This window comes from Halobacillus hunanensis, from assembly GCF_900166655.1.
Taxonomy (GTDB): Bacteria; Bacillota; Bacilli; order Bacillales; family Halobacillaceae; genus Halobacillus_A; species Halobacillus_A hunanensis.
Genome location: NZ_FVZB01000005.1, coordinates 430,467 through 456,724, shown reverse-complemented (window position 1 = coordinate 456,724; position 26,258 = coordinate 430,467). Strand labels below are relative to the sequence as shown.

Genomic DNA, 26,258 nt, shown 5'->3' with positions numbered 1-26,258 from the left:
AGCAAGAGGGCCGACCTAAGAAGATTTACATTAGCGAAGGCTACGGGCCCATGAACTCTGTCTTCTTATCTAATTTTATATACTAATTAAAATGGAAAGGTTGTTGAACTATGAAAAGAACATTAGAACAGCGTCTACAGGATGGCACGGTGATTTGCGGGGAAGGATATTTATTTGAACTTGAAAGGCGCGGATATTTACAGGCAGGCTCGTTTGTACCTGAAGTCGCACTCGAAAATCCTCAAGCCTTAAAACAGACTTACCGTGATTATATGTTGGCAGGGTCAGATGTCGTTTTAGCTTTCACGTACAATGCACATCGTGAAAAAATGCGCATCATTGGTAAAGAAAATTTACTAGAGCCTTTAAATCGCCAGGCTATTCGACTGGCAAAAGAAGTAGCGAAGGAGCATCCAGAAGAGGAAGCGCTGGTGGCAGGTAATATTTCAAATACAAACTTATTTAACCCTGGCGATCCACAATCCATAGACAGTGTCCGCCATATGTTTGCTGAAATGGTCGGATGGTGCAAGGACGAAGGTGTCGACTTTGTAAACGCAGAAACCTTCTATTATTATGAGGAAGCTAAAATTGCCTTGGAGGAAATCACTAAACAAGAATTACCTGCTGTCATCACGTTCGGACTCATGGGCGAAAATATTCTTCGGGATGGCTACACCGTCGAAGAAGCCTGTCTCTTACTAGAAAATCAAGGCGCATTAGTTGTCGGCATGAACTGCTTCCGCGGTCCAGCCACTATGCAGCCTTATGTAGAGAAAATTCGTGACACGGTAGATGGTTATGTCGGAGCGCTCCCCATTCCTTACCGAACAACCGAAGAACATCCTACCTTCTTCAATTTACCCGACGGGGGTTGTGCTTGCAATCTTCCCACAGAGACGACATTTCCAACTTCATTAGACCCGCTCTATTGTAATCGTTACGAGCTAGCCCAGTGGGCAAAGACTGCTCATGAAGCAGGTATTAACTATATTGGCTTGTGTTGCGGGGCATCCCCGAGCATGCTGAGAGAGGTTGCAGAAACCGTTGGACGCACCACAGTAAACTCAACCTACTCTCCAGATATGGAAAAACACTTTTTGTTTGGATCAGATGATACGTTACAACCTCATATCACTTCCTATAAAACGAAAGCATAAGAAGAATGCTCCTGCGATCTGAAGAGGGTCGCAGGATTTTTCAGCTTGTTGTTTTTCTCTATAAGTATTTTATGCGTAGTGGAGAATACCGCACTCTATATTCGCAGTCTCCTCTCGAAAATCACGCTATGGGAGCTATTATTTGCTGGGATAAGACGATTCGCGGATATATCTTCATTTTAACGGTTAACTATTAATTTTCGCGGATATATTTTAATTTTCGCGGTAATATCGAAGTTTTCGCGGATAAACACCTCCTCCTCACGATTCGACGACCCACATACTCATGATGCTTAGCTGCTCTGAAATGTGCGATAATATATACAGGCATACTAACAATGAGGTGATGTTATGAAAAAAATTTTTTATGGAGAAAATGAAAATCAATTTGGTGAATTACGCCTTCCTGATTATGAAGGCCCTCATCCCGTCGCCATTGTTATTCACGGTGGTTTTTGGCGGGAACCATTTCGGCTTGATAATATGACACAGGTAGCTGAAGACTTAACGGCAAACGGCATCGCAACTTGGAATATTGAATATCGTCGTGTTGGCCAAGAAGGTGGCGCATGGCCAGGTACGCTCACAGATGCGGCTGATGCTAGTGACTATCTTACAACCCTTGCTAATACATATCCGCTAGATTTAAACCGGGTTATTACGATCGGTCATTCCGCTGGAGGACATCTGGCTTTATGGCTTGCTGCCCGCCATTATCTACCAGAAAACAGTGAACTTCATACTACGTACCATCCCCTCGCGATTTCCGGAGCCATCAGTTTGGCAGGTGTAAGTGATCTGGAGCGTATGTATGACGTACATCAATTTCGGGAAAAGGCTTTATCTGCGGAACCCAATAACCCAACTGCTGAGCTGCTCCAAAGCACTCCAGAAGAACAACCTATCCGTTACCATGATGCTTCCCCTATCGAACTGCTGCCTTTAGATGTGCCTCAAGTATTGATCCACGGTGCACTGGACATCAATGTTCCGATCGGCATTAGTGACCACTATTACCGTGAAGCCCAGGAAGCTGGTGATTTTGTTAAATATGTAGGACTGCCGGAAGCTGAGCATTTTATGTTAACCGATACGACTACCGCTGCCTGGAAAGTTGTTCGAGAAGAAGTCGAAACACTTATATCAAACTTGTAGAAAGGATGACGTAAATGGGGAAATGTAACATTGATCATTCTCATGCTGATGTGGTGAATAAATTCGAAAGTCAGGAACAGTTTTTGCCAAACCATTTGGTTGACGGGCTCCAAGCCTTTTTGCGAAGAGAACACGATCAGGAAACACTAAATGATTTATTCCATCTTTTGAAAAAGTATGATCTCTCATCTGAGACTGAACAAGAAGATAGAAATGTTCTATTAATCAAAATGATAGACTAGGTAATAGAAGGGGCTAACCTTTTACATGCAAAAGGTTAGCCTCTTCTTTTTGTGAGAATAGTTCAGTTTCTACTATAGACTATTTGATAGCAATTGTTTATTTCTTGCTGCAGAGTTTCAGGAGCGCCTTCCCACTTGATAAGATCAATACTCAACAAAGTCTCCACTTTATCTTCAATTTCGTCGGAGAAATCAAGCCATTCAAACTGCTGCATCCTGGGCGCTATTACAGCAAGGTCAATATCCGAATCTTCTTGGTGATCTCCATATGCCCTTGACCCAAACAAAAGAATCCTGTCTATTGTACTGAAGTTATCTGCAATGATAGTAATTTGTTCTATTATACTTATAGGAATCACTCTATTTATCCTCATATCTCTTTCTTAATACCTTAAACGTTGACAACATTTCTGGAAAGTAGCTATTAATATTACCTAGAATTTGATTCGCCGTTTCTTCATTATATATGTGTGAAGTCTCATTACGATCTTTAAGCATTTGCAACCATGCCTGTTCATCTTGTAACCAGCCAGCTTTATATGAAGGTTTTAATGTTTCTTTAGGAGTCTTTGTTTCAATACCTTCGGACAGCAACAGTCTTCTGAGGGTTTTCCAATATAGTTCAATAGTAAATTCAAAACGTTGAATTGTGCCATCAACGATGAGACTATTGCTTTGGTCTTCAGACAGTGCTTCTTCTAATCTAGTTATAGCCTGTTCAAGGTTAGCCATACTTTGATTGATTTTTCTCTCTAAATTATCCACCGATATCATCCTCCTTTTTGATCTTTTACAACTATAATTGCTCCAACCCAACCGTGACACCTCTATGAGAGTTTGAGGTATTTATCCCCCTTATCAACTTCCACTTTTAATAGCATTATAACCTTAATTTAATTGGAGTAACAAAATAAAGTTGGGCTAACCTGTATGTGAAATTACAAGATTAGCCCCAAGTGCATCTTCTATTAGATATTTTCAATAAACAATCGCACGACATCTGCCCCGCCAATAAATGTTCCCAGCGAACTGCCGAGATTCGCCAGCACGACGACAAGTAAAATACGAGTAGCTTTATTTCTCCAGAATCCTTTTACACTATGAACATCATCTGAAATTCTCTCAAAATCCCCAACATTTGGTCGTACAAAATACGCCTGTACAAAACCTGCAAACCACCCTGCAGCTGTGATCGGATCAAGCGAGGTAATCGGTGCTGCCACAAAAGCTGTAAGAATCGCAAGCGGGTGTCCTAATGCAATCGCGGTTCCTATTGCCGACAAGGTCCCGTTCCATAATACCCAACTGATCGTCTGTTGAAGTCCTGCCGACGGATCTGCGCTAAAGGTAAAAGCAATTAATGCAATTAATATAACCGGAATCGTCCAGGCAATAACCTTAGGGGCCTTTGACTTTGGCGGAAGTTCATTTAAGCGTGTTAAATCATGTTCTTCCTTTATTTCCTCTTTAATACCAGGAACATGAGCAGCGCCGAGCACAGCCACTACCTTGTTGCCTGGTGCCTCTTTTATTTTTTGTGCTAAAAATTGATCTCGTTCATCAATAAGTGGTCGCTTCAGTTTAGGAAACGCCTCCGCGAATTCATTCAAGACAGAATTAATCGTATCTTTCTCCTTCATCTTCTCCAGTTCTTCTTCAGAAATGCTCTCCTTGCTAAAGATACTGGCAACCACTTGGGTAAGCAGCATCGCTTTGCCTTTCAATCCGAGCCCCCGCCAAATACGAGCAAACGTGATTTGAATATTCCGATCAGCAAGAACAAGCTCAGCCCCAGTTTCCTGAGCTGATTCAATCCCTTGAATCATTTCCTGACCTGGTTTAATGCCGAATTGCTTGGCCATACGATTCTGGAAGGAAGAAATCGCAAGGTTCATTAACAGCAAAGTTGCTTTCTTTTCTTTAATTACCTTGAAAATGTCCATGTCTCTCCAGCTGTTTCCGTCCTTGATCGACTGATAACGCTGTTCATCAAGTTCCACACAAACAGAGTCCGGCTGTTCTGCTTCGATGACTTCCTTCACCTGCTCTGCACTGTGTTTCGAGACGTGGGCTGTACCAATTAAGATCAATTCTTTCTCACCTATTTGTAATCTCGTAATATTTTCCTCTGACATTAATTAATCTTCCTTTATAATCCTGTCGTATATGTAAAACCTAATTACGATAATCTCTACTATTATACAATATTAGGTTGTTATTATAAAACTGTATCCAACTCATAAGTATAAGAATACATGGTGTCATGATCGGCTACTCATATATCTTCTTTCTCTTTGATTTTGTTCAGCAATCCTATAATTTTCTCGTTCTGACGTACTTGTATATCGCTATTAATTTTGATCATTCTAATCCATCTTATGATAGAGGCAATCAATAGGATGATCGCTAAGTAGAAAAACACTCCGATAAACATTTAATTCTCCCCCTTTTTTTATCTAATAGAATCTTATTACTTGTTTTTCAACTTCTCAAACAATAAAAAAATATCAATACTACCTTAAGACACTATCTAATTAAGATAGGACGCTATCACCAGGAGTTAGGATCTTATCTGCCAGTGTTAGTAAAGCACGGAGGAGCTATTCTTAAGCGCTTCGACCTAACTATTGAGGATTTGATCATGGGGGTACAATGTGCGAAATGCCGCACCTATCCAATGCTCCGTAAGCGTGATCATTGGTACTGCCTTAATTGTGGCTATAAATCTAAGGATGCTCACTTAAGAACATTGCAAGATTATCAGCTGCTTATTTCTGATATGATCACCAATCCGCAATTCAGGAGATTTGCATGTCTTTCTTCCACAAAGGTAGCTAGAAGATTACTCTCGGAAAGTTGCTCCCATAACTTCGGCCAAACCCAATCGCGAAAATATACCATAAGCCTCATTGAATAGCTTCAAATTTACCGTTAGGGAGTTATCTTATTGAGATAGGACACTATGGCTAACAGTTAAGGCGTTATCGCCTCGCGTTAAGAAGCTATCCCCACGAGTCAGGGGTTTATCGCTCCCCGATAGGACGTTATTTATATATCTCTGTTCCCTCTTTAACGGCGGTATGACTATGTAACTGGGCCTGACTGTTCGCGCGCTCCCTTAATATCAGTGCCTCCGTATTGATGTGAAGCATATGTTAAAATAAAATGATCATATCCGACCAACTTAGGAGTGAACGTCAATGGACAAAAAAGACTTAGCCGGCATACGCAGACAACTAAAAGTAGACAATGATTTATTGAAGGTCTCAGACATTTTTAACGTATATATTATGAAAGAATCAACGGACATCTACCATCACCAGAGCCAGCCGTTCGAAATGCTAGACCGAGATCAGCAGGAGCTTTTTATGAATAATTTCAAAAAAGTGCTGACGGGGCAGCTGGATGAAAAATTATTTGAATTAAAATTTAAACGTGACGCTGAAAATCACAGTCAGCTCATTTTACATAAAGGTTTGCTAAGTAATGAGATCGAAGACTGGAAAGAACAGATGCTGCAGATGACAGAAAAAATGATCACAGACCATCCGTATGAAAAGGATGTCGTCATTACCTTCATTCGCGCTGAATATATGAAACCAATGAAACGCCGTAATGAAGAAACTGAGGAAAGTGAGCGGGACGCTGTTTATTCCAATCCTTTTATTCTTTGCAGCATCAACCAGACCCAAGAACCTAAAAAGGAAATAAAGTTCGATTATGTGGAGAAAGAATTCAAGTACAAAATTGAAGTCGACCCGGTCATTGATCTCAAGAACCCGATGACAGGATTTCTGTTTCCCTGCATCACAGATGGCGCCTCCGATGTGAATCACGTTCTCTACGCTGCAGGTAAAGCTAATGAACCTGACTACCGTTTTATTGAAGACGTCTTAAACGGGGAAGAGTTTATGACGGCGAAAGAAGACAAAGCCGTGTTCGAGGAGGTAATCAAGGACGTTGTAGGAGATCAACTCAACCCCTCCACCCTCGCGAATGTCTATGGGGAAATCAATCGTACCGTCGAGGAAAATGAAGAGGACACCGCACCAAAGCTCGACTATAAGGACGTAGAACGTGTGTTAACTCAGAGTGGTGAAACAGTCGATAGTGAAAAAGTAAAAACCGCTTTTCAAAGAATCACTGATGATGAATCATACGAGTTGAAAGCAAGCAGCATCGTCCCTAAATACAAATCAAAATCGATCAAAATCAACACGAAAATCGCCAACATCGCAATCAGCCCTCAGGACCTGCAATACGTAAAGCAAGTAAACTATAAGGGCAAACGCTGCATTATGATAGAAGTGGAAGAAGATGCTGAAATAGATGGATTTAAAATGCTTCCGGAAGCTTTTGGTGAGTGAAGGAATGATTCTGAAGGGGACTGAACCAACTCATTTCGGTCCTCTCCCCTTATTTTATATAGTAAAAAAGCTCTGGCACACAGCCAGAGTCGTAGAGAGTGTATTAAGATTGATTTGATTTTAACAAAGTGCCCCTGTAAAACTTCAAGAAACCGACAAAGATAAATAGAGAAGCTAATACATTAAAAGCTACCCGAAACCAATGAACCACTAAGAATTCTTTGGCGATCTGTTTAAGAAATTCTACTGAATGTACCTCAGCTCCCTCGATAAACATGATTTCATTCCTCGGCCATTCAAAAATGATGGATATTGCTCCTTCAAGTACTATCATCACTATACTTAAGAACAGCCATACTCTTGCACGTTTATAACCCCAGCCAAATAGTAATGCAAAAACACCTGTTATGATACTAGCTAATCCCAGAGGAGGAAAATATGTGTGCGGACTGGCCACCTCCATGAAATCCATCCCTACCTCAAAGGAATGAGGGATATTGTGAAAAATATTCGGATAAACCATGAAGGTATCCAGCAAAATACTTCCGAGCATAATCCATTGCACCCACAAATGGGATCCAATCGATAGACCTGTTAATTTCGTTTTCATTCAAACAACTCCTTTCATTATTAATCATAGAAAGAAAAAAGAAATCATCTCTTATCTAATTCTTAAATATTCCTTAAATAAATTGAAAAAGCAGAAGCTCTTTATTGAACTCCTGTTTTTACTCTTCCAATTCACCAACCCTTGCTAATTGATTTCATCAATTTCCTCTATTTCTTTTCCCAACCAATGTCCGTTCATTTTACTCTGTACTCCAACCATAACCATGTCACTCATTCCACATATGTAAAAATAAGTGGAATCTATATTTTATTGAAGTGATGATTAAAGAAATAGATTTCTGCATAGCTTATTTTTAGACAGGTTCAATCACTATGATCAGCGCAATTTAACCAAAATTGTGTCTAGCTAAATAGTATGGTCCTAATCTAATGACCAGAGATAAAGGTTACTCATAATAGGCATCATATCTATCAAGTCGTCTGAATATAGATAGTTTGTATAGAAATATCTATGGAGGTGTAAAGATGGAATGGTATAGGCAGTCGATACGAGAAATTGAACAAACAATAGGGACAAACCATCAAACAGGCTTAAGTACTGCTGAAGCCGATGAACGGCTAAACAAAACAGGATATAACGAACTAGATGAAGGAGAGAGTCAATCAGCATTTACTATATTTCTGGGACAGTTCAAAGATTTCATGGTCATTATTTTACTAGCAGCAACAGTCATTTCTATTTTTTTAGGAGAATACCTTGATGCAATTACGATTATTATTATTGTTTTAGTAAATGGGATACTTGGTTTCGTTCAAGAAAGAAAAGCTGAAAAATCATTGAAAGCGCTCAAAGAATTGTCCGCCCCTCAGATGACGGTGCAAAGGGATGGGGAGTGGAAGAAGATCCTTGCAAAAGAAGTTGTTACCGGTGATGTGATCAAATTCGAAAGCGGCGATCGCATCGGAGCTGACACACGGATCATCAGTTGCAGCGATTTGTATATTGAAGAATCAGCCATGACAGGTGAATCGATGCCGGTTGAGAAACGTTCCGAATCTTTATCTGGAGAGGATTTGTCTATCGGTGATCAAGAAAACCTTGCTTTCATGGGGACAATGGTAACACGAGGAAAAGGACTAGGCATTGTTGTGGCAACCGGAATGAAAACGGAAATGGGGAAAATAGCCAATCTATTACAATCTGAACAATCCTTGATGACCCCACTGCAACAGCGGTTACAACAGCTCGGTAAAATTCTGATTACAGCCGCTCTTGCGTTAACAGCGCTTGTTGTTATTGTAGGAATTTGGCAGGGACACGACCTGTACAGAATGTTTCTAGCGGGGGTTTCACTTGCTGTCGCAGCCATTCCTGAAGGGCTTCCAGCAATCGTTACCATTGCGCTCGCCCTTGGCGTACAGCGAATGATTAGAAGAAATGCTCTCATTCGTAAACTTCCTTCAGTAGAAACGCTCGGTTGCGCAACTGTGATTTGTTCAGATAAAACAGGAACATTAACACAAAACGAAATGACGGTAACCACACTGTGGAGCGGCGGTAAAACGTGGAAGGCAGCAGGAACAGGTTATCACCCAACCGGTAAGCTGTATGATAAGGACAAGGAAGTTTTGCTTGACCGCGAACCGTCACTGCAGCAATTATTAACGTTCGGGATGCTTTGCAATAATGCTTCTATAAGGTTGAAAGATGAGCAATATGTCCTTGAAGGGGACCCGACTGAAGGCGCAGTTGCGGTGGTAGCGATGAAAGCTGGTATCACAAATGAGCAGCTTCAAAATAGCTTCAAGGTCATTCAGGAATTTCCTTTTGATTCGAACAGGAAAATGATGAGCGTGATGGTAGAGTCCAACCAGGGAGAACGTTTTGTCATTACAAAGGGCGCCCCAGATGTTGTTCTGACCAAAAGCGAACGGATTATTTGGAAGGAAAGACAAGAACGCCTTTCAGCCAGGCATACAAAACAAGTTAATAACGAAATTCATAATATGGGAAGTTTAGCTTTAAGAACAATCGCTGTTGCTTTTCGAAGGTTGAACGATTTTGAAACCATCTCTTCCCAAAAAGAGGCAGAGCAGGGGCTAACTTTTCTCGGTCTCCAGGGAATGATCGATCCGCCCCGTAAAGAGGTGAAACAATCGATTAAAGAGTGTCGATCAGCAGGTATTAAAACAGTAATGATTACAGGAGATCATGCAGGAACGGCCAAAGCGGTTGCAAAAGAATTGAACATTTTGCCTCCAGGAGGTAAGGTCATCGATGGCAAGACCTTATCAAAAATGTCAATTGATCAATTGGAGGAAGTAATTGAAGAAGTATACGTGTTTGCACGTGTATCCCCGGAACATAAATTAAAGATCGTTAAGGCCTTACAGAAAAAAGGGCATGTCGTCGCTATGACCGGTGACGGGGTGAATGATGCCCCGGCTATTAAAGCTTCGAACATTGGAATTGCAATGGGGAAAACAGGAACAGATGTCACCAAAGAAGCTTCGTCATTAATTTTAAGTGATGATAATTTTTCAACCATAAAAGCTGCTGTAAAAGAAGGAAGAAATATATATGAAAATATTCGCAAATTCATCAGGTATTTGCTCGCATCAAATGTAGGGGAAATTTTAGCGATGCTTTTTGCCATGCTTATGGGGCTTCCATTACCGCTTGTACCGATCCAAATTCTATGGGTGAATCTAGTTACAGACGGACTGCCTGCGATGGCCCTTGGTATGGATGAGCCGGAACGTGACCTAATGAAACGTACGCCACGTCCTGTAAATGAAGGCGTTTTTGCACGGGGGTTAGGCTGGAAGATCGTTAGTAGAGGGTTTTTGATCGGAATTGTTACGCTTGTTGCCTTTATATCCGTCTATCAAAGGAATCCTGATAGTCTGGTAACTGCCCAAACGGCTGCTTTTGCTACATTAGTTATGGCTCAGCTCATTCACGTCTTCGATTGTCGGTCAGAAAAATCAATTTTTCACCGAAATCCACTTGGAAATAAATATTTAATTGGAGCTGTACTATCCTCAGTGCTACTTTTGCTTGTGGTAATCTACTATCCACCTCTTCAGCCTGTATTCCATACAACACCATTAACAATGTTGCAGTGGTTGTTGGTTGTCGGTCTAGCATCAATTCCGACAGTTTTGCCGGGAGGTTTTATTAAGACTGATAAGCAGGTATAAATAGATAGGAACTTAATTATCCAGTTTTACAACAACAATTACTGTTACCTTCTCTATCATTAAAACAATATGATAATATATTTTAAAAACTCCCTAAAAGATACCATATCGATTAGGGAGTTTTTTCACTTATATTTGCTGTTTTATTACTTCTTAGGTTCCTTATTTGCACCTCGGCTCTCACTCGTTTCACTTTTATAAAATCCTATGATTCAAGGGTTAAATAAGTAACACACTCCACGTGAGCCGTCTGCGGAAACATATCTACAGGCTGAACCTCTTTCGTCTCATAACCCCCATCCTCAAGTACACGCAGATCACGCGCAAGCGTCGACGGATTACAGGACACATAAACAATCCGCTCCGGTTCCATATCAAGCATGGCTTTCAACAATTCCTCATCGCAGCCTTTTCTTGGCGGATCAACGACAATCACGTCTGGCCGCAATCCTTGTGTACGCCACCATGGCATAATCTCCTCTGCTTTTCCTACATAAAATTCCGCATTGTCCATTTTATTGAGCCGAGCGTTTTTCTTCGCATCCGTGACAGCTTCGGGAACGATTTCCACTCCATATACTTTCTTCGCTTTTTGGGCTAAAAATAATGAAATAGTTCCGATCCCACAATACGCATCGATCACGGTTTCCCCGCCGCGCAAATCAGCATACTGCAATGCTTGATCATAGAGTTTTTTCGTTTGGGTCGGGTTTACTTGGTAGAAAGATTTTGGCGAGATCATAAATTTCACGTCGCCGATTGTGTCATAAATGTACTCATCGCCCCAGAGTACCTTGGTTTCTTTTCCAAGAATCACATTAGTTCGGCCACTGTTGATGTTATGAACAATTGATTTTACATTAGGAAATGCCTCGCGCAATTCATCAATCAGTTCCTCTTTATAAGGAAGTTTCTTCGTCCGTGTAACGAGAACAATCATAATATCCTTTGTGCTTTGACCAGTTCGTACCATAATATGCCGTAATACTCCGCGATGAGATTCTTCGTCATACGCATCGATGCCTAAGCGGCTGGCAATACGTCTTACGGACTCGACCATACGATCATTCATTTCATCCTGGATTAAACAGGTGTCCATATCAATGATATTGTGACTGCGCTTCTGATAAAATCCGGTCATCAACTGTCCGTCTTCTTTTTGACCAACAGGGATTTGCACTTTATTGCGATAGCGCCAGGGGTCGTCCATCCCAATTGTTTCATGAACGGGAACTTGGTCGAGATGTCCAATTTTCTTCATGGCGTTTTTCACTTGGTTGCGTTTCATGTCAAGCTGCATGCTGTAGCTCATGTGCTGAAGCTGGCAGCCGCCGCACTGATAGAACACATCGCATGGCGGTTCAACGCGTTCTTCACTTGTTGCATCTACTTCCAACAATTTGCCGAAACCGAAATTCTTCTTGACCTTTACCACTTTTACTTTAGCTGTCTCTCCAGGAAGACCGTAGGGAACGAACAAGGGGTAACCATCGACTTTGCCCACTCCATTTCCTTCATGGGTCAAGTCTTCAAATGTGAGTTGAATGGTTTCATTTTTTTGTACGGGTGGCTTTGGTTTGGCCATATTTTGATCCGTCCTTTACATTTCTTTGCTGTTCAAAGTTTATCACATTTAATTCCGTTTGCGAAAAGCAAAATACGCCCGAACAAATTAAGTTATATATGTATTGTTGTGAGAATCGGGAGATAATATAAGTAACAAAAAACTAAATAATTTATGTAAATTAATTTTATAAGTAATTATGCATATATAATCATAAATATCTCAAATAAATATAAAATATTGAGTATTTATGCAATATATCTCACTTTTTTTATTATTCTCTATGTTCTGTCCTTTTTATTATGTTATGTTTGAAAACGTGTTTGCTTTTATTGCCTAACATCCACAGCCAATAAACAGATTTAAAAAAGTGTTGATCACTGGATATTGGCAGCTTGTTCAAACTAAACACATAACAAGTGATACATGGAAACAAGTGATCAAGGAGGTGTCGATGTGGATTTTGATCTAACCCTTGCAACTTGGTGTTGGCTGCTAATCCCAATGCCGTTATTAATTGTATTATCAATTATTACCTACTTTAAAGAAAGAGGAGAGAGCTAATAAAACAATGGATATCAATTATCAGACACTAATTGCGATTATAATTTATCTAGTTGGAATGCAAATAATTGGTTATTTGGCCGCAAAACTGACCAGTAACTTATCAGATTATGTACTAGGTGGAAGACGATTAACTCCAGGAGTAGCCGCTTTAAGTGCTGGTTCTTCTGACATGAGCGGGTGGCTCATGCTTGGTTTACCTGGTGCTATGTATGTAAGTGGTATGGGCTCCATCTGGCTTGCCGTAGGTTTGGCAATGGGTGCCTATTTGAACTGGCAATTTGTTGCGAAACCATTCCGCGTGTATACAGAGGTTTCTAATGATTCCATTACGGTTCCTGATTACTTTGAAAATCGTTTCCGTGACCATTCAAAAATACTTCGTGTTATTTCTGCAGTAATCATCTTAGTCTTCTTTACCTTCTACACTTCATCTAGTCTTGTAGGTGGAGCAATACTGTTAGAAAGTTCATTTGGTATGGATTACAGACTTGCCTTATGGGTAGGAGCGGCTGTTATCCTTTCTTATACTTTGTTTGGCGGGTTCCTTGCAGCAAGCTGGACAGACTTTATTCAAGGGATCTTAATGTTCTTAGCCTTAATCATTATCCCGATTGTTGCCATTGTAGAGCTTGGCGGCTGGAATGAAACGGTTAATACTATCGGAAATATGGACCCTTCTTATCTTAACGTCTATTCTGGTGCTACGTTTGTAAGCGTTGTTTCCTTGCTTGCCTGGGGACTGGGTTACTTTGGACAACCACACATCATTGTGCGATTTATGGGGATCAGATCAACAAAAGACATTCCAAAGGCACGCCTTATCGGTATGTCCTGGATGGTTATCTCTCTATTTGGTGCCATTCTTGTCGGCTTTTCAGGTATCGCTTTCTTTGCTGACGCCCCGCTTGAGAACTCTGAGACAGTATTTATCATGTTCTCCCAGATTCTCTTTAACCCATGGGTAGCCGGTTTCCTACTCGCCGCTATTCTTTCAGCAATTATGAGTACAGTGGATTCACAGCTGCTTGTATCTTCAAGTGCCTTAGCGCAAGACTTCTATAAGGCCATCTTTAGAAAGAGCGCAAGTCAGAAAGAAGAAATGATTGTAGGAAGAATCGCCGTGCTAGGAATCGCATTTCTTGCTGTCTTATTAGGTTATGACCGTGATAGTAAAGTGCTCGAACTTGTAAGTTACGCATGGGCAGGGTTTGGTGCTGCATTTGGTCCTGTTATCATCCTGAGCTTATTCTGGAAACGCATGACTAGAAATGGCGCACTAGCCGGGATTATTGTCGGTGCTGCTACCGTCATTATCTGGAAGCAGCTATCAGGAGGTATTTTCGAATTATACGAATTAGCCCCTGGCTTCATCTTTGCAGGTCTTGCCATTATTATCGTCAGTCTTCTTGGTAAAGAACCACCACAAGAAGTTCAATCAGAATATGACGAGTATAAGGCAAAAATGGAAAAAGCTTAATAGTGACTATCAACCTCATGTGTCATTAGAAATGATGACACATGAGGTTTTTAAGGAAACATTTCCAGAACCCGAGGCTCGCCCTCTCATAAGAAAAACCGCCTCAAGCCTTTGTAATAAACAAAGGCTTGAGGCGGTTTGAAATCAGTCACTCTTCAACTCATCCTCATAATCATGCGAAAATTTTTCTTCTGGCACAAAAAAATCAATATGCTTATACAGGTTAACGAATTCTCCTGGCAAGAGCCCGCCAAATTCACCATCAATATTAAGCTGCATTTTCTCTTCTGTTTTCACTTTTATCCGGCTCGCAGTTTTATGAATGAATTTCGGATGGTTCAAGTGTGTTCCTTGGATGGCTAATGTAGCCAGTCTCACAAATTCAGCGATGTTCATTTTCTCAATAATCATTAAGTCAAATAAACCATCATCCATTTGCGCTTCAGGTGCCAGTTTCTCAAGTCCGCCAACTGAATTCGTATTAGAGACGAGGAACAGCATAATGTCACCTTGATACAGCTTGCCATCATATTCCATTTCAACATACGTAGGCTTGATCGATGGAAGCATCTCCATCCCCTTTAAATAATATGCAAGCTGGCCAACCATCGTCTTGAGTTTACTCGGGACTTCATAGGAAATCTCGGTGATCTTTCCTCCGCCAGCGATGTTCATAAAATATTGATCATTGACACGGCCTATATCAAGCGGAGTTGAATAGCCCTCTAAAATGACGTCAACGGCTTTATGAATATTACGCGGGACATAAAGTGCTCGCGCGAAATCGTTAGTAGTTCCGACTGGAATAATACCAAGCTTCGGTCTAAATGGCTGTTCCGCTACGCCATTAATGACTTCGTTAATCGTTCCATCCCCACCTGCAGCCACAACGACATCGAATTGGCGTTCGACGGCGATCTTAGCTGCTTCAGTTGCATCTCCGGCACATGTTGTCGCATGGGTAGATGCTTCATAACCAGCTTGTTCGAATCGCTGCAAAATGTCAGGGAGAACTTTTCTGATAACTTCTCTTCCTGATGTCGGATTATATATTATTCGGGCACGTTGCATAGTAAGCCCTCCTTCATCCAGGTGTGCTCCAAATTACATCATAGTCTTTTTTCTAAAATTTGCAAGCACTTTTTCTAGAGGGCACAAAGAAATAACTGCCCTGCCATATAAAAGCACGCAGGGTTAGTGCGTGCTTTTGACCAGAAACCTTAACGCTTATCCATTTCTTCAAGGATGATCTTATTGACCATAGGCGGGTTTGCCTGACCTTTTGTTTCCTTCATCACTTGTCCAACTAAAAAACCAAGTGCTTTATCTTTACCATTTTTATAGTCTTCAATGGATTGCTGATTGTTATCCAGAATCGCTGTAATGATTTCTTTAAGCTGTCCTTCATCAGAAATTTGCACGAGACCTTTGTCTTTCACGATCTTCTCAGGGTCGCCGCCTTTTTCAACGAGTTCACTAAATACTTTCTTTGCGATTTTCGAAGAGATTGTTCCATCTTCAATTAACTTTGTCAGCTTGGCAAGGGATTGCGGTGTCAGTGCTAAGTCACCGAATTCCTTCTGCTGCTTGTTCATATAAGCAGAAACTTCACCCATCAGCCAATTGGAAGACTGCTTAATATCACCGCCGTTTGCGATCGTATCTTCAAAGAAATCCGACATTTCTTTATTGTTGGTCAGGACCATAGCATCATAGGCTGGAAGCTGAAGTTCTTCGATGTAACGTTGTTTACGGGCATCAGGGAGCTCTGGAATTTGTTCACGTATCCGTTCTTTCCACGCTTCATCAATATGAAGACGGACAAGATCCGGTTCAGGGAAATAACGATAATCATCTGATCCTTCTTTAACTCGCATCAGAATCGTTTCTTTCGTCTGTTCATCATAACGACGCGTTTCTTGTAAAATTTCCCCGCCGCTAAGAAGAACTTTCTCCTGGCGCTTATCTTCAAACTCAAGCCCTTTTTGTACAAAAGAGAATGAATTTAAGTTCTTGAGCTCTGTCTTTGTTCCAAACTCTTCTTGTCCAATCGGCCGCAGAGACAGGTTGGCATCACATCGCAGTGAACCTTCTTCCATCTTACAATCTGAGACTCCTGTATATTGGATGATGTTCTTTAGCGCCTCAAGGTAAGCATATGCTTCTTTAGGTGTACGAATGTCGGGTTCTGAGACAATCTCTACGAGAGGTGTACCTTGACGGTTATAATCGACGAGAGAATAGCCGTCATCACTATGGGTCAACTTACCTGCATCCTCTTCCATATGAAGCCTTGTAATCCCAATCCGTTTTTTAACGCCATCTACTTCAATATCAATGTAGCCATTTTCCCCAATTGGCTGGTCGAATTGAGAAATCTGGTAGGCCTTCGGATTATCCGGATAAAAGTAATTCTTACGATCAAACTTCGTATCGGCTGCGATCTCGCAATTCAAGGCCATCGCGGCTTTCATAGCAAAATTAACTGCTTCCTCATTGAGGACAGGCAGAACACCTGGATACCCTAAGTCAATCGGGTTAACGTTCGAGTTCGGTTCATCTCCAAACATATTGGAAGATGGACTGAAAATTTTAGATTCTGTTTTAAGTTCAACGTGGACCTCTAGTCCAATAATTGTTTCGAAATTCATGATTGCGCACCTCCAAGGGACGGGCGTTGTTTATGGAAGTCTGTCGCCTGTTCAAAGGCGTGTGCTGTACGATAAACTGTGCTTTCATCAAAATGCTTGCCAATGATTTGCAGTCCGATTGGCAGGCCATCTGTAGACAAGCCGCACGGCACAGAAATTCCCGGTACGCCAGCAAGGTTGACAGGAATAGTTAGAATATCGTTCGCATACATCGTTAGCGGGTCATCGATTTTCTCGCCCACTTTAAAGGCTGGTGTTGGAGTTGTTGGTCCAATGATCACATCATAATCTTCAAACACTTTTTCAAAGTCATCTTTAATCAATGTACGGACTTGCTGGGCCTTTTTATAGTACGCATCATAATAACCGGAACTAAGCGCGAAAGTTCCCAGCATAATCCTGCGTTTCACTTCGTTGCCAAAGCCTTCTGAACGTGAATTTTTGAACATATCCAGCATCGTCTTGGCATTATCAGTACGTACTCCGTAGCGAACTCCGTCAAAGCGAGCCAAGTTTGCAGAAGCTTCAGATGAAGACAACAGGTAATAAGTTGCCACTGCATATTTCGAATGTGGAAGAGATACTTCTTCCCATGTCGCACCCAATTCTTCGTATTTTTTAAGAGCAGCTTGTACAGCTTCTTTAACTTCTGGAGTCACACCTTCACCTAAGTACTCTTTAGGGACGGCGATCTTTAAGCCCTTAACATCACCAGTTAGGGATTCAGTATATTTAGGAACTTCCACATCAGCTGATGTAGAGTCCATTTTGTCATGGCCGGCAATCGTTTCTAGTAAGAAGGCATTGTCCTCTACTGAACGGGTAATCGGTCCAATTTGGTCAAGTGAGGAGGCAAAAGCGATAAGACCAAAGCGGGACACACGGCCATACGTTGGCTTCAGACCTACGACTCCACAGAAAGCAGCCGGCTGACGAATCGACCCGCCTGTATCTGATCCGAGCGAAAAAGGTACTTCTCCCGCTGCAACGGCTGCAGCTGAGCCGCCACTTGATCCTCCTGGAACGTAATCGGTGTTCCATGGATTACGAGTTGCGGTATAGCTTGAGTTCTCATTAGAGGAACCCATCGCAAACTCGTCCATGTTTAACTTCCCGATTGTGACTGATTTTGCTTCATTTAATTTTTGTACAACTGTTGCATCATACAGTGGATCCTCCAAGTTACGCAGCAGCTGACTTGCCGCTGTAGTACGTAAACCTTTCGTGACAATATTATCTTTCACACCAATTGGCAACCCAAATAGCTTGGCTGCATCATTACCCCGTGCAGCGTCAAGTTCAGCGGCCTGCTTTTGAGCAGCTTCCTTATTTAAAGTAAGGAAGGCTTTCACTGCATGATCAACTTCCTCAATACGCTGATAGGATTCATCAACAAGATCGGTTACTGTGATTTCCTTGTTATGTAGCTTCTCTTGAAGCTCCCGTAAAGTGTAGTCAAATAAAGCCATAATTACGCCTCCCTCCTATTCCAAAATTGATGGTACTTTAAATTGACCATCTTGCTTATCTGGTGCATTTTTCAGTGCTTCTTCTTTCGTAATCCACTTCTTCGGCTCATCTTTACGCATCACATTTTGTAAATTAAGAACGTGAGTGGTCGGCTCGACTCCTTCTGTATCCAGCTCATTCAATTGCTCGGCATACATAATGATATCGTCAAGCTGTTTCGTAAACATATCCGCCTCTTCTTCATTAATGGAAAGGCGTGCTAAATGGGCCACATGTTTTACTTCATCTTTGCTAATACGGGACATTTTTTGTTACCTCCATTCGGACACACATAATATATGATCATACCAAAAAGCTTATTTGTTAAGCAAACGTATCTATTTTCACTTTTCCTATTTTAACATAAATCCAAGAAGGTTGTCTTAACCCTAGAAAAAGGGAAAACCTGAAATGTAGTGTACACAATATAACTTTTTCCCAAAAAAAGGATCCCCCGCCTAAGGACGAGGGATCTTTCTATTTTGACTTAGCGACGTTCCGCTTCTTCGAATTCTGCAATAATCTCTTTAGAAGGCGTACCAGCCATGCTTACTAGTACAGTTACAATCAAACTGAACAAGAACCCGGGTACAAGCTCATAAAGATCAAAGATTCCTCCGCTTAGGAAATCTCCCCAAACAACTACTGTAACCGCACCAACGATCATCCCAGCTAGCGCACCATTACGAGTAATTCCCTTCCAAAACAGGGATAAAATAATTAATGGTCCAAATGCTGCACCAAATCCTGCCCAAGCATAAGATACGAGCTGAAGTACAGAACTTCCCGGATTACCGGCAATAAGGATCGCGATTAGAGCGATAGTGGCAACAGCCACACGACCAACCCAAACTAATTCACGCTCAGAGGCGTTCTTACGGAAAATCGCTTTATAGAAGTCCTCTGCTAATGCAGAAGAAGATACAAGTAATTGGGAGTCAATGGTACTCATAATCGCAGAAAGGATCGCTGCTAATAAAATACCTGCAATCACAGGGTGGAATAGAATCTGAGAAAAAGTAATAAAGATTTTTTCAGGGTCTGCAAGCATCTGCATACCGTCTTGAGATACGATTTCCACACCGAATCCTGCTAAACCAGCAAGGTCCTGTGTATTAATAAAGGCAAGTCCGAACAAACCAGTAAAGATTGCTCCATAAAGACCGATAATCATCCAACCCATTCCAATAAAACGGGCTTTCGGCACGTCTTTAGGTGAACGAAGCGCCATAAAACGTACAAGGATATGCGGCTGACCGAAATATCCGAGCCCCCAGGCAAGCGAGGAGATAATGGTTAAGGCTCCGACTCCTTGAACCATGTTTAAATGAGTCGGATCAATATTCCCTACAGCGTCCACTGCAGACCCCCAGCCACCAAGTTGCTGAATGGCGACAATTGGAACTGCAATAAGTGCCAAGAACATTAGAATTCCTTGAACAAAGTCTGTCCAACTAACAGCCAGGAACCCACCTAAGAAGGTATAAGAAATGGTAACAATTGCACCAATCCATAAAGCCTGTGTATAACTTATTTCAAATGAGGCCTGAAACAATTTTGCACCGGCCACCATACCAGAGGAAGTATAGAAGGTAAAGAATAACAGGATGACAAATGCAGAAATAACACGTAATAAATGAGAACTGTCGTGGAAACGATTTTCTAAGTAATCCGGAATCGTTATAGAATCTTTTGCGACCTCAGTATAAATACGCAGACGACGTGCCACAAACTGCCAGTTTAAGTAGGCGCCAATAGCAAGTCCTACCCCGATCCAAGCTCCAGACAAACCAGAAGCATAAACAGCACCAGGCAGTCCTAATAATAACCAACCACTCATGTCAGATGCACCGGCACTAAGTGCGGCTACTCCAGGGCCTAATCGACGTCCACCTAATACATAATCTGATAAATCACTTGTTAAACGATATGCAGCAAATCCAATTAAAAGCATACCGACTAAGTAAACAATAAACGTAATTAACGTTGGTATATCCATGTTTTATTATTCGCTCCTTTTAGTAAATAGTGTAATAATTGATAGAATAATTAAGATTGGCATTGGTACAAATAACCAAAACCACGTTGGTCCGGCAATAGAATATTGAGCTGCAATTGATAATAGTTCAACCACGATCTCACCTCCGCTTCCCAAATTTTATGCACTCCTATGCAAAAAACATTTCTGGTCCCAAAGTCACAGAAGCAGAAAAAGTCAAACATAGGTACTACTATATCATAGTACATTAATTGAAACATTGCAAAAAGTTAGGTTATTTAGCCTATTTTGTATTTTTATGCAGATTTGTTAATTGTATATGGATATTCGATACTCACGAACAATATCTATACATCAAATTTCATAAATAAAAATTACTATAAATAAATTTAAAGCACACTTAAATTCCATTCAAAAGAACCTCTTTCCGTCAATGTAAGGAAAGAGGTTCTCTTACTCATGTTAATTACAGCATTTCAGAAGTTGTCTTGCCTTGCATGTGATGAATCAGATAGTCTGGTCCGCCAGCTTTAGAGTCCGTACCCGACATGTTGAATCCTCCAAACGGATGGTACCCGACGATAGCCGCTGTACAGCCGCGGTTAAAGTACAAGTTACCGACCTGGAAGTCTTCACGGGCTTGTTCAATGTGTGAACGATTGTTTGAAATGACTGCACCGGTCAAACCATAATCAGTATTGTTGGCGATATCAATCGCTTCATCAAAAGATTTCGCTTTTGTAAAGCCAACGACTGGTCCGAATATTTCTTCTTGCATAATTCTTGCATCGGGTTCTAAATCGCCAAAAACAGTCGGTTCAATAAACCAGCCCTTACTGTCACTTCCCTTACCTCCAGCTAGCAGTTTTCCTTCTTCTTTTCCAATATCGATGTAGCTTAAGATCTTGTCGTAAGCAGCTTGGTCAATAACCGGCCCCATGTAAGTGTCATGAGCTGCAGGATCACCGTAAGTAATCGATTCTTTCGTCTTGCTAACCACTTTATCTAGAAGTTCCTCATATATGTCTTCGTGAGCCACTACTCGTGAACAGGCCGAGCATTTCTGTCCCGAGAATCCAAAAGCAGAATACGTAATCGCTTCAGCAGCCAGTTCTAAATCAGATTCTTTATCCACGACAATGGTATCTTTCCCACCCATTTCGATAATCGTACGTTTCAGCCACTTTTGACCTGGCTGGACTTTGGCAGCTCGTTCGAAAATTCTTGTCCCTACTTCGCGTGAACCTGTAAAACTGACAAAACGTGTGCGCGGATGATCAACGAGGTAATCTCCTACTTCTTTTCCGCTGCCAGGAATATAGTTGATAACACCAGCAGGAAGACCTGCTTCTTCAAGCACTTCCATCATTTTATAAGCAATAATTGGAGTGGAGCTCGCTGGTTTAAGCAATACTGTATTTCCTGATACCATCGAAGCCACTGTAGTCCCTGCCATAATGGCAAACAGGAAGTTCCATGGTGAAATCACGACCCCGACTCCCAGGGAAATATAATGGAAACGGTTGTTTTCAATAGGACGGGAGTTTATCTCTACTCCTTTATCGATTTCAAGCATTTGACGCCCATAATATTCCATAAAGTCGATCGCTTCCGCTGTATCAGCATCTGCTTCTTTCCATGGCTTTCCGCCTTCTTTTACAAGATGGGCCGTAAATTCATGTTTACGGCGGCGAACAATGGCCGCTGCACGGAACAAAATATCCGCACGGAATTGCGCCTTCGTCTTGCGCCACCATTGAAAAGTCTCATCTGCAATTTTGTGAGCTTTTTCAGCGAGATCCTGATTCGCTTTTGAAACATAACCAATAACTTCTTTCTTATTGGCAGGATTGACAACTTCAATTTTGTTGTCTGTCATAATGCGTTCTCCACCAATAATTAGAGGGTAATCCTTGCCTAGTTCAGCTTCAATACTTTTTATTTCAGCCTCCAGTGCTTTACGATTCTCATCCATGCTAAAATCAGTAAATGGTTCATGTTTGTATGGTACGACCATGCTAAAACAACCTCCTGTAATGAGTTATGGGGTTTGAAGCTGTATAAATTGTTTGAAAATTACCAATTTAAGCGCTTCCAAAAATTATTTTATCGTAACTACTTATTAACTTCAAACTATATCCTTCCTCAATGCCGGTATTTCACAACATATTTTAGCGAAAAAGGAGAGGCTGGGACAAAAGTGTTTTAGCAGATGAAAATCAGAACTGTGCATTTAAACCGCTACGAAAATATACTTTGCTTCGCGCGGCCCTTGCGCGTAGTGGGGTCGTTCGGTGTTGGCATAGGACGTGCCGGTTTTAACCGAACTTCCTTGTTATTACAGCCTTCTTGTGCTGAAGCACTTCGAGGTCTCACCTAGGCCTTTCCTCCCGCAGAAGTCTCCGTATATTTTCTCCGCATTAACTGCATATCGTTCGTCTTAGCACTTAAAAGATTTAGTTATACCCAAGCAATTCAAAATCCTAGAGCCTTGTCGAGCTTTCTTTCACTTCTCACTATAACTCTAAAAAGAAAAATAGTGGGTAAAATCATCCGTTGATGACCTTACCCACTAATCTTTAGTCATAAATATAAACATATGGTTTATCGTTCCCGGGTTCTTTAACGATGAGACTTTCCTGTTGATCCATACTGTTAATCCTAACCTGAACAGTGTAATGATCTTCAAACATTTCCATCACGAGACTATAGATGTATTGAGTAAAACCTACAACTTCGGACTGTGAGCGGAATTGAATCGGAATGTCAATTTCCACCTTTTTGAGCTCTTCATTAATATAAAACCCATTAGCAATCATACCTACGAAATTCGGGAAATAATCCGATACCTGAACCCGGAAATCAGAGAACAACTTAGCATGATCGAAGTAGTTCTCTTCTGCTTCATCTGAAGGGAAAAGGACATAATTCTCTTGTATTGACTTCCAATCACCTATCGAATTTTCCGAGGCTTCCACGTATGTCTTGCTTATAAAATTCCCGGCAGTTTTTGCGTTATCGCGCTCTTCTTCAAAAATCGCAAATACGATCGGAACTCCTTGAAGCGTTTCTTTCTTACGAAGTCGCTTCAGAATAATATTAGCGTATTCTTTCCCTTTTGCTAATAATTTTTCAGTTGATAGATTTTCTGAGTACTCTCGCCCATCTGCAGTAAAATTGTACACTGTCCGCATGGATATTCCAATTGTAACGCCCGCTACTTCCACCACATTATCTTCCTTTCGAACGAGATAATCCTGTTCGATAATATTTGAAATGTAACGAGGGTTGCTGCGAAAATCTTTTTCAGATGCTTTATCTTCATTTAGCTCTGGATTCAATCCTTCAGGGTTATCCTCCGACTTGCGCGACAGCCAGCTTAACAGCTCTGAATCAGTTAGGGTCTGGCCTGGCTGAAAGTAATATTTCTCAGGATTGTAATATTCTTTTGAATGACGGCGCAGGCCATTTTCAAATGCTGCAATATCTAACCGATTATCCATCTGATTGGTCGTTACACCAGGAGCAGAAGAAACTTTCGCACTGTCTTCTGTCAATATCATCCGATAGGTCTGGTCGGAAAGACTATAGTTAGGTATGATGGCTGACTGATCGCTATTATTATTTCCTGTTTCACGAACCACTTCATCCGCATTATCGTAAACAGGTGTACATGCGCTTACAAGAAGCAAGCTACTAAGTAAAAGCATGTGCAGCTTCTTCATTTATTCCACTCCCTATTAGGAGAAGTTCAAGAAATCACCAGTAATTTTTAAAACTACTCCTCTTATGTTAAAGCTTTTGCAAATTCTTCTTCATTCCAAATCGTAACACCAAGCTGTTCGGCTTTCGTATATTTTGAGCCAGCATCTTCTCCGGCAATTAACAGATCAGTACTTTTACTAATGCTGCCGGTCACTTTACCTCCCAGACTTTGAACGATATTCTTAGCTTCAGACCGTGTATAGTTCTCCATCTTCCCGGTAAGAACGACCGTTTTTCCTTTAAAAGGAGAGTCTTCCGGGCCATCGTTTTTCTTCGGTCCTTTGTAATCCATATTTAGGCCAAGGTTACCCAATTCACCCAACAACTGGATGACCTGAGGTTTGGAAAAATATCGGGCGATAGAGTCAGCCATTTTTTCTCCGATTTCAGGAACTTGAACCAATCTTTCTTCATCCGCGTCCATAAGGCTCGACATCGTTTCAAATTCTTGAGCAAGTGTGTTAGCCGCTTTGGTTCCGACATAACGGACTCCCAAACCGAATAAAAGACGCTCTAGTGAATTTTCTTTTGACTGTTCAATAGCAGTCAGTAGATTATCAACCGACTTTTCACCCATGCGCTCAAGCTTAAGTAATTCTTCTTTTTCCAATCGATAAAGGTCTGCAATGTTATCGATCAATTGTTCCTTAAAAAGCTGGATAATTACTTTTTCCCCTAACCCTTCAATGTCCATGGCATTTCGTGAAACAAAGTGAATTAAAGCCTCTTGAAGCTGAGCATCACAGTTAGGATTTATGCACCGTAACGCCACTTCTTCTTCCAGTCGTACCAATTTGCTGTCGCAAGCTGGACAATGTTCCGGCATATAAAAAGGCTCCTCATCACCTGAACGCTCTTCTGTATGCACTCGGACAACTTCCGGAATAATATCGCCGGCTTTTTTAATCACGACTGTATCGCCAATGCGGATATCTTTCTCACGAATTAAATCCTCATTGTGTAGTGAAGCCCGTTGAACGGTGGTTCCGGCAACCTTCACAGGATCAAGGATAGCGGTTGGGGTGACAACTCCTGTCCGACCAACACTTAATTCAATATCGGTAAGTTTAGTAACAGCCTCTTCAGCGGGGAATTTATAGGCCGTCGCCCACCGCGGACTTTTGGCTGTAAACCCAAGAGCTTCCTGCTGATCAAGACGATCAACTTTAATCACGATACCATCAATCTCATAGTCCAGGTCAGGACGGCGCTCAACCCAGCTATGAACATAGTCGATCACTTCGTCAATATCGTTACACTTTTTCCATTCGGGATTCGTTTTTAAGCCAAGGCTTTTTAATTCCTCCAGCCGTTCACTGTGAGAACGTGTTGTTTCACCTTGCCATTCACCGACTCCATATAGGAAAATATCCAAGTTTCGTTTTGCTGCAATCTTTGGATCAAGCTGTCTTAGTGAACCTGCTGCTGCGTTTCTTGGATTGGCAAATGGCTCATCACCATTGTTTTCGCGTGCCTCATTTAAAGTTAGAAACGACTTCTTCGGCATGAACGCTTCACCGCGCACTTCGATGGTTTCAGGCTGCTGCAACCGAAGCGGGATGCTGCGAATTGTACGCAAATTCTTTGTAATATCTTCCCCTACTGTACCGTCACCCCGTGTAGCCCCGCGCACAAGGACGCCTTCCTCATAGCGTAACGAAACAGCAAGACCGTCAATTTTCAACTCGCAAACATACGTAACGTCTTCCCCTGTACCTTGACGAGCCCGCCGATCAAAATCCCTCAGTTCCTGTTCATTAAAGGCGTTTCCGAGACTGAGCATAGCGACATTGTGACGCACTTTCTGAAAGGCATCCAGAGGCTCGTCCCCAACACGCTGTGAAGGAGAATCTGCCGTGACGAGATCAGGAAACTGCGCTTCTAAATCAAGCAGTTCACGCATCTTTTGATCATATTCATAGTCCGATACACTAGGGTTATCCAACGTGTGATATTCATAGTTGTACTGGTTCAGTTTTTTGCGAAGATCTTCGATGGCTTCTTGTGCTTCGTTCTGATTCATTATCG

General features: G+C 41.5%; 21 protein-coding genes. 6 read left to right on the top strand and 15 right to left on the bottom strand.

Features of this window, described 5'->3' with window-relative positions:
• Nucleotides 1-110 precede the first annotated feature (110 nt).
• The 3 genes from B5354_RS03260 (at nt 111) to B5354_RS03250 (ending at nt 2,557) form a co-directional block, all read left to right on the top strand.
• Nucleotides 111-1,160, top strand: coding sequence for a homocysteine S-methyltransferase family protein (locus B5354_RS03260; RefSeq protein WP_079525874.1), 1,050 nt, complete (start codon nt 111-113; stop codon nt 1,158-1,160).
• A gap of 351 nt (nt 1,161-1,511) precedes the next feature.
• Nucleotides 1,512-2,315 carry an alpha/beta hydrolase family protein gene (locus B5354_RS03255; RefSeq protein ID WP_079525872.1) on the top strand — a complete coding sequence of 268 codons (804 nt, stop codon included), beginning with the start codon at nt 1,512-1,514 and terminating at the stop codon, nt 2,313-2,315.
• Between the two features lie 14 nt (nt 2,316-2,329).
• A complete protein-coding gene (locus tag B5354_RS03250; RefSeq protein ID WP_079525870.1) occupies nt 2,330-2,557 on the top strand; it encodes a group-specific protein in 228 nt (75 codons plus the stop codon).
• A 62-nt stretch (nt 2,558-2,619) separates the two neighbouring features.
• Here the strand turns inward: B5354_RS03250 and B5354_RS03245 are convergent, their stop codons facing one another.
• From B5354_RS03245 to B5354_RS20405, 4 genes are all read right to left on the bottom strand, one after another.
• Nucleotides 2,620-2,916, bottom strand: a complete 297-nt coding sequence (locus B5354_RS03245) for a nucleotidyltransferase domain-containing protein (protein ID WP_245804696.1) — start codon at nt 2,914-2,916, stop codon at nt 2,620-2,622.
• Between the two features lies 1 nt (nt 2,917).
• Nucleotides 2,918-3,322, bottom strand: coding sequence for an HI0074 family nucleotidyltransferase substrate-binding subunit (locus B5354_RS03240; protein WP_245804695.1), 405 nt, complete (start codon nt 3,320-3,322; stop codon nt 2,918-2,920).
• A gap of 203 nt (nt 3,323-3,525) precedes the next feature.
• Entirely contained in the window at nt 3,526-4,692 is a 1,167-nt protein-coding gene (locus B5354_RS03235) for a TraB/GumN family protein (RefSeq protein ID WP_079525864.1), read from the bottom strand.
• Nucleotides 4,693-4,832: 140 nt separating this feature from the next.
• The gene (locus tag B5354_RS20405; protein ID WP_176142394.1) at nt 4,833-4,991 is read right to left on the bottom strand and encodes a hypothetical protein; all 159 of its coding nucleotides are present in this window, start codon (nt 4,989-4,991) and stop codon (nt 4,833-4,835) included.
• 766 nt (nt 4,992-5,757) lie between these two features.
• Here B5354_RS20405 and B5354_RS03230 point away from each other — a divergent pair.
• Complete coding sequence (locus B5354_RS03230) at nt 5,758-6,924, top strand: DUF4317 domain-containing protein (RefSeq protein WP_079525862.1); 1,167 nt, start codon at nt 5,758-5,760, stop codon at nt 6,922-6,924.
• Nucleotides 6,925-7,027: 103 nt separating this feature from the next.
• Here the strand turns inward: B5354_RS03230 and B5354_RS03225 are convergent, their stop codons facing one another.
• Nucleotides 7,028-7,534: a hypothetical protein gene (locus tag B5354_RS03225; RefSeq protein ID WP_079525860.1), complete on the bottom strand. Its 507-nt coding sequence runs from the start codon at nt 7,532-7,534 to the stop codon at nt 7,028-7,030.
• Between the two features lie 485 nt (nt 7,535-8,019).
• Between B5354_RS03225 and B5354_RS03220 the strand changes: the two genes are divergently transcribed.
• A complete protein-coding gene (locus B5354_RS03220) occupies nt 8,020-10,698 on the top strand; it encodes a calcium-translocating P-type ATPase, SERCA-type (protein ID WP_079525858.1) in 2,679 nt (892 codons plus the stop codon).
• Nucleotides 10,699-10,903: 205 nt separating this feature from the next.
• Here the strand turns inward: B5354_RS03220 and rlmD are convergent, their stop codons facing one another.
• A complete protein-coding gene (gene rlmD, locus B5354_RS03215; RefSeq protein ID WP_079525856.1) occupies nt 10,904-12,283 on the bottom strand; it encodes a 23S rRNA (uracil(1939)-C(5))-methyltransferase RlmD in 1,380 nt (459 codons plus the stop codon).
• A gap of 550 nt (nt 12,284-12,833) precedes the next feature.
• On the opposite strand from rlmD, the gene putP (B5354_RS03210) reads away from it, so the two are divergent.
• On the top strand, nt 12,834-14,306 hold the full coding sequence (putP, locus tag B5354_RS03210) for a sodium/proline symporter PutP (RefSeq protein ID WP_079525854.1): 1,473 nt from the start codon (nt 12,834-12,836) through the stop codon (nt 14,304-14,306).
• Between the two features lie 144 nt (nt 14,307-14,450).
• Here putP (B5354_RS03210) and B5354_RS03205 read toward each other — a convergent pair whose 3' ends face one another.
• The 9 genes from B5354_RS03205 to ligA all read right to left on the bottom strand — a co-directional run bounded on the left by B5354_RS03205 (nt 14,451) and on the right by ligA (nt 26,253).
• Entirely contained in the window at nt 14,451-15,377 is a 927-nt protein-coding gene (locus B5354_RS03205) for a diacylglycerol kinase (protein ID WP_079525852.1), read from the bottom strand.
• Nucleotides 15,378-15,526: 149 nt separating this feature from the next.
• Nucleotides 15,527-16,957 carry an Asp-tRNA(Asn)/Glu-tRNA(Gln) amidotransferase subunit GatB gene (gene gatB / locus B5354_RS03200; protein WP_079525850.1) on the bottom strand — a complete coding sequence of 477 codons (1,431 nt, stop codon included), beginning with the start codon at nt 16,955-16,957 and terminating at the stop codon, nt 15,527-15,529.
• Nucleotides 16,954-18,426: an Asp-tRNA(Asn)/Glu-tRNA(Gln) amidotransferase subunit GatA gene (gatA, locus tag B5354_RS03195; RefSeq protein WP_079525848.1), complete on the bottom strand. Its 1,473-nt coding sequence runs from the start codon at nt 18,424-18,426 to the stop codon at nt 16,954-16,956. The genes gatB and gatA overlap by 4 nt, the downstream gene beginning before the upstream one ends.
• A 15-nt stretch (nt 18,427-18,441) precedes the next feature.
• Nucleotides 18,442-18,732 carry an Asp-tRNA(Asn)/Glu-tRNA(Gln) amidotransferase subunit GatC gene (gatC, locus tag B5354_RS03190; RefSeq protein WP_079525846.1) on the bottom strand — a complete coding sequence of 97 codons (291 nt, stop codon included), beginning with the start codon at nt 18,730-18,732 and terminating at the stop codon, nt 18,442-18,444.
• A 221-nt stretch (nt 18,733-18,953) separates the two neighbouring features.
• Nucleotides 18,954-20,465, bottom strand: coding sequence for a sodium/proline symporter PutP (gene putP / locus B5354_RS03185; RefSeq protein WP_079525844.1), 1,512 nt, complete (start codon nt 20,463-20,465; stop codon nt 18,954-18,956).
• A gap of 6 nt (nt 20,466-20,471) precedes the next feature.
• Nucleotides 20,472-20,621, bottom strand: a complete 150-nt coding sequence (locus B5354_RS20400; RefSeq protein ID WP_176142374.1) for a hypothetical protein — start codon at nt 20,619-20,621, stop codon at nt 20,472-20,474.
• Nucleotides 20,622-20,931: 310 nt separating this feature from the next.
• Complete coding sequence (pruA, locus tag B5354_RS03180; protein ID WP_079525842.1) at nt 20,932-22,482, bottom strand: L-glutamate gamma-semialdehyde dehydrogenase; 1,551 nt, start codon at nt 22,480-22,482, stop codon at nt 20,932-20,934.
• Between the two features lie 562 nt (nt 22,483-23,044).
• Nucleotides 23,045-24,190 carry a CamS family sex pheromone protein gene (locus B5354_RS03175; protein WP_079525840.1) on the bottom strand — a complete coding sequence of 382 codons (1,146 nt, stop codon included), beginning with the start codon at nt 24,188-24,190 and terminating at the stop codon, nt 23,045-23,047.
• Between the two features lie 62 nt (nt 24,191-24,252).
• Nucleotides 24,253-26,253: an NAD-dependent DNA ligase LigA gene (ligA, locus tag B5354_RS03170; RefSeq protein WP_079525838.1), complete on the bottom strand. Its 2,001-nt coding sequence runs from the start codon at nt 26,251-26,253 to the stop codon at nt 24,253-24,255.
• Between the last annotated feature and the right edge of the window lie 5 nt (nt 26,254-26,258).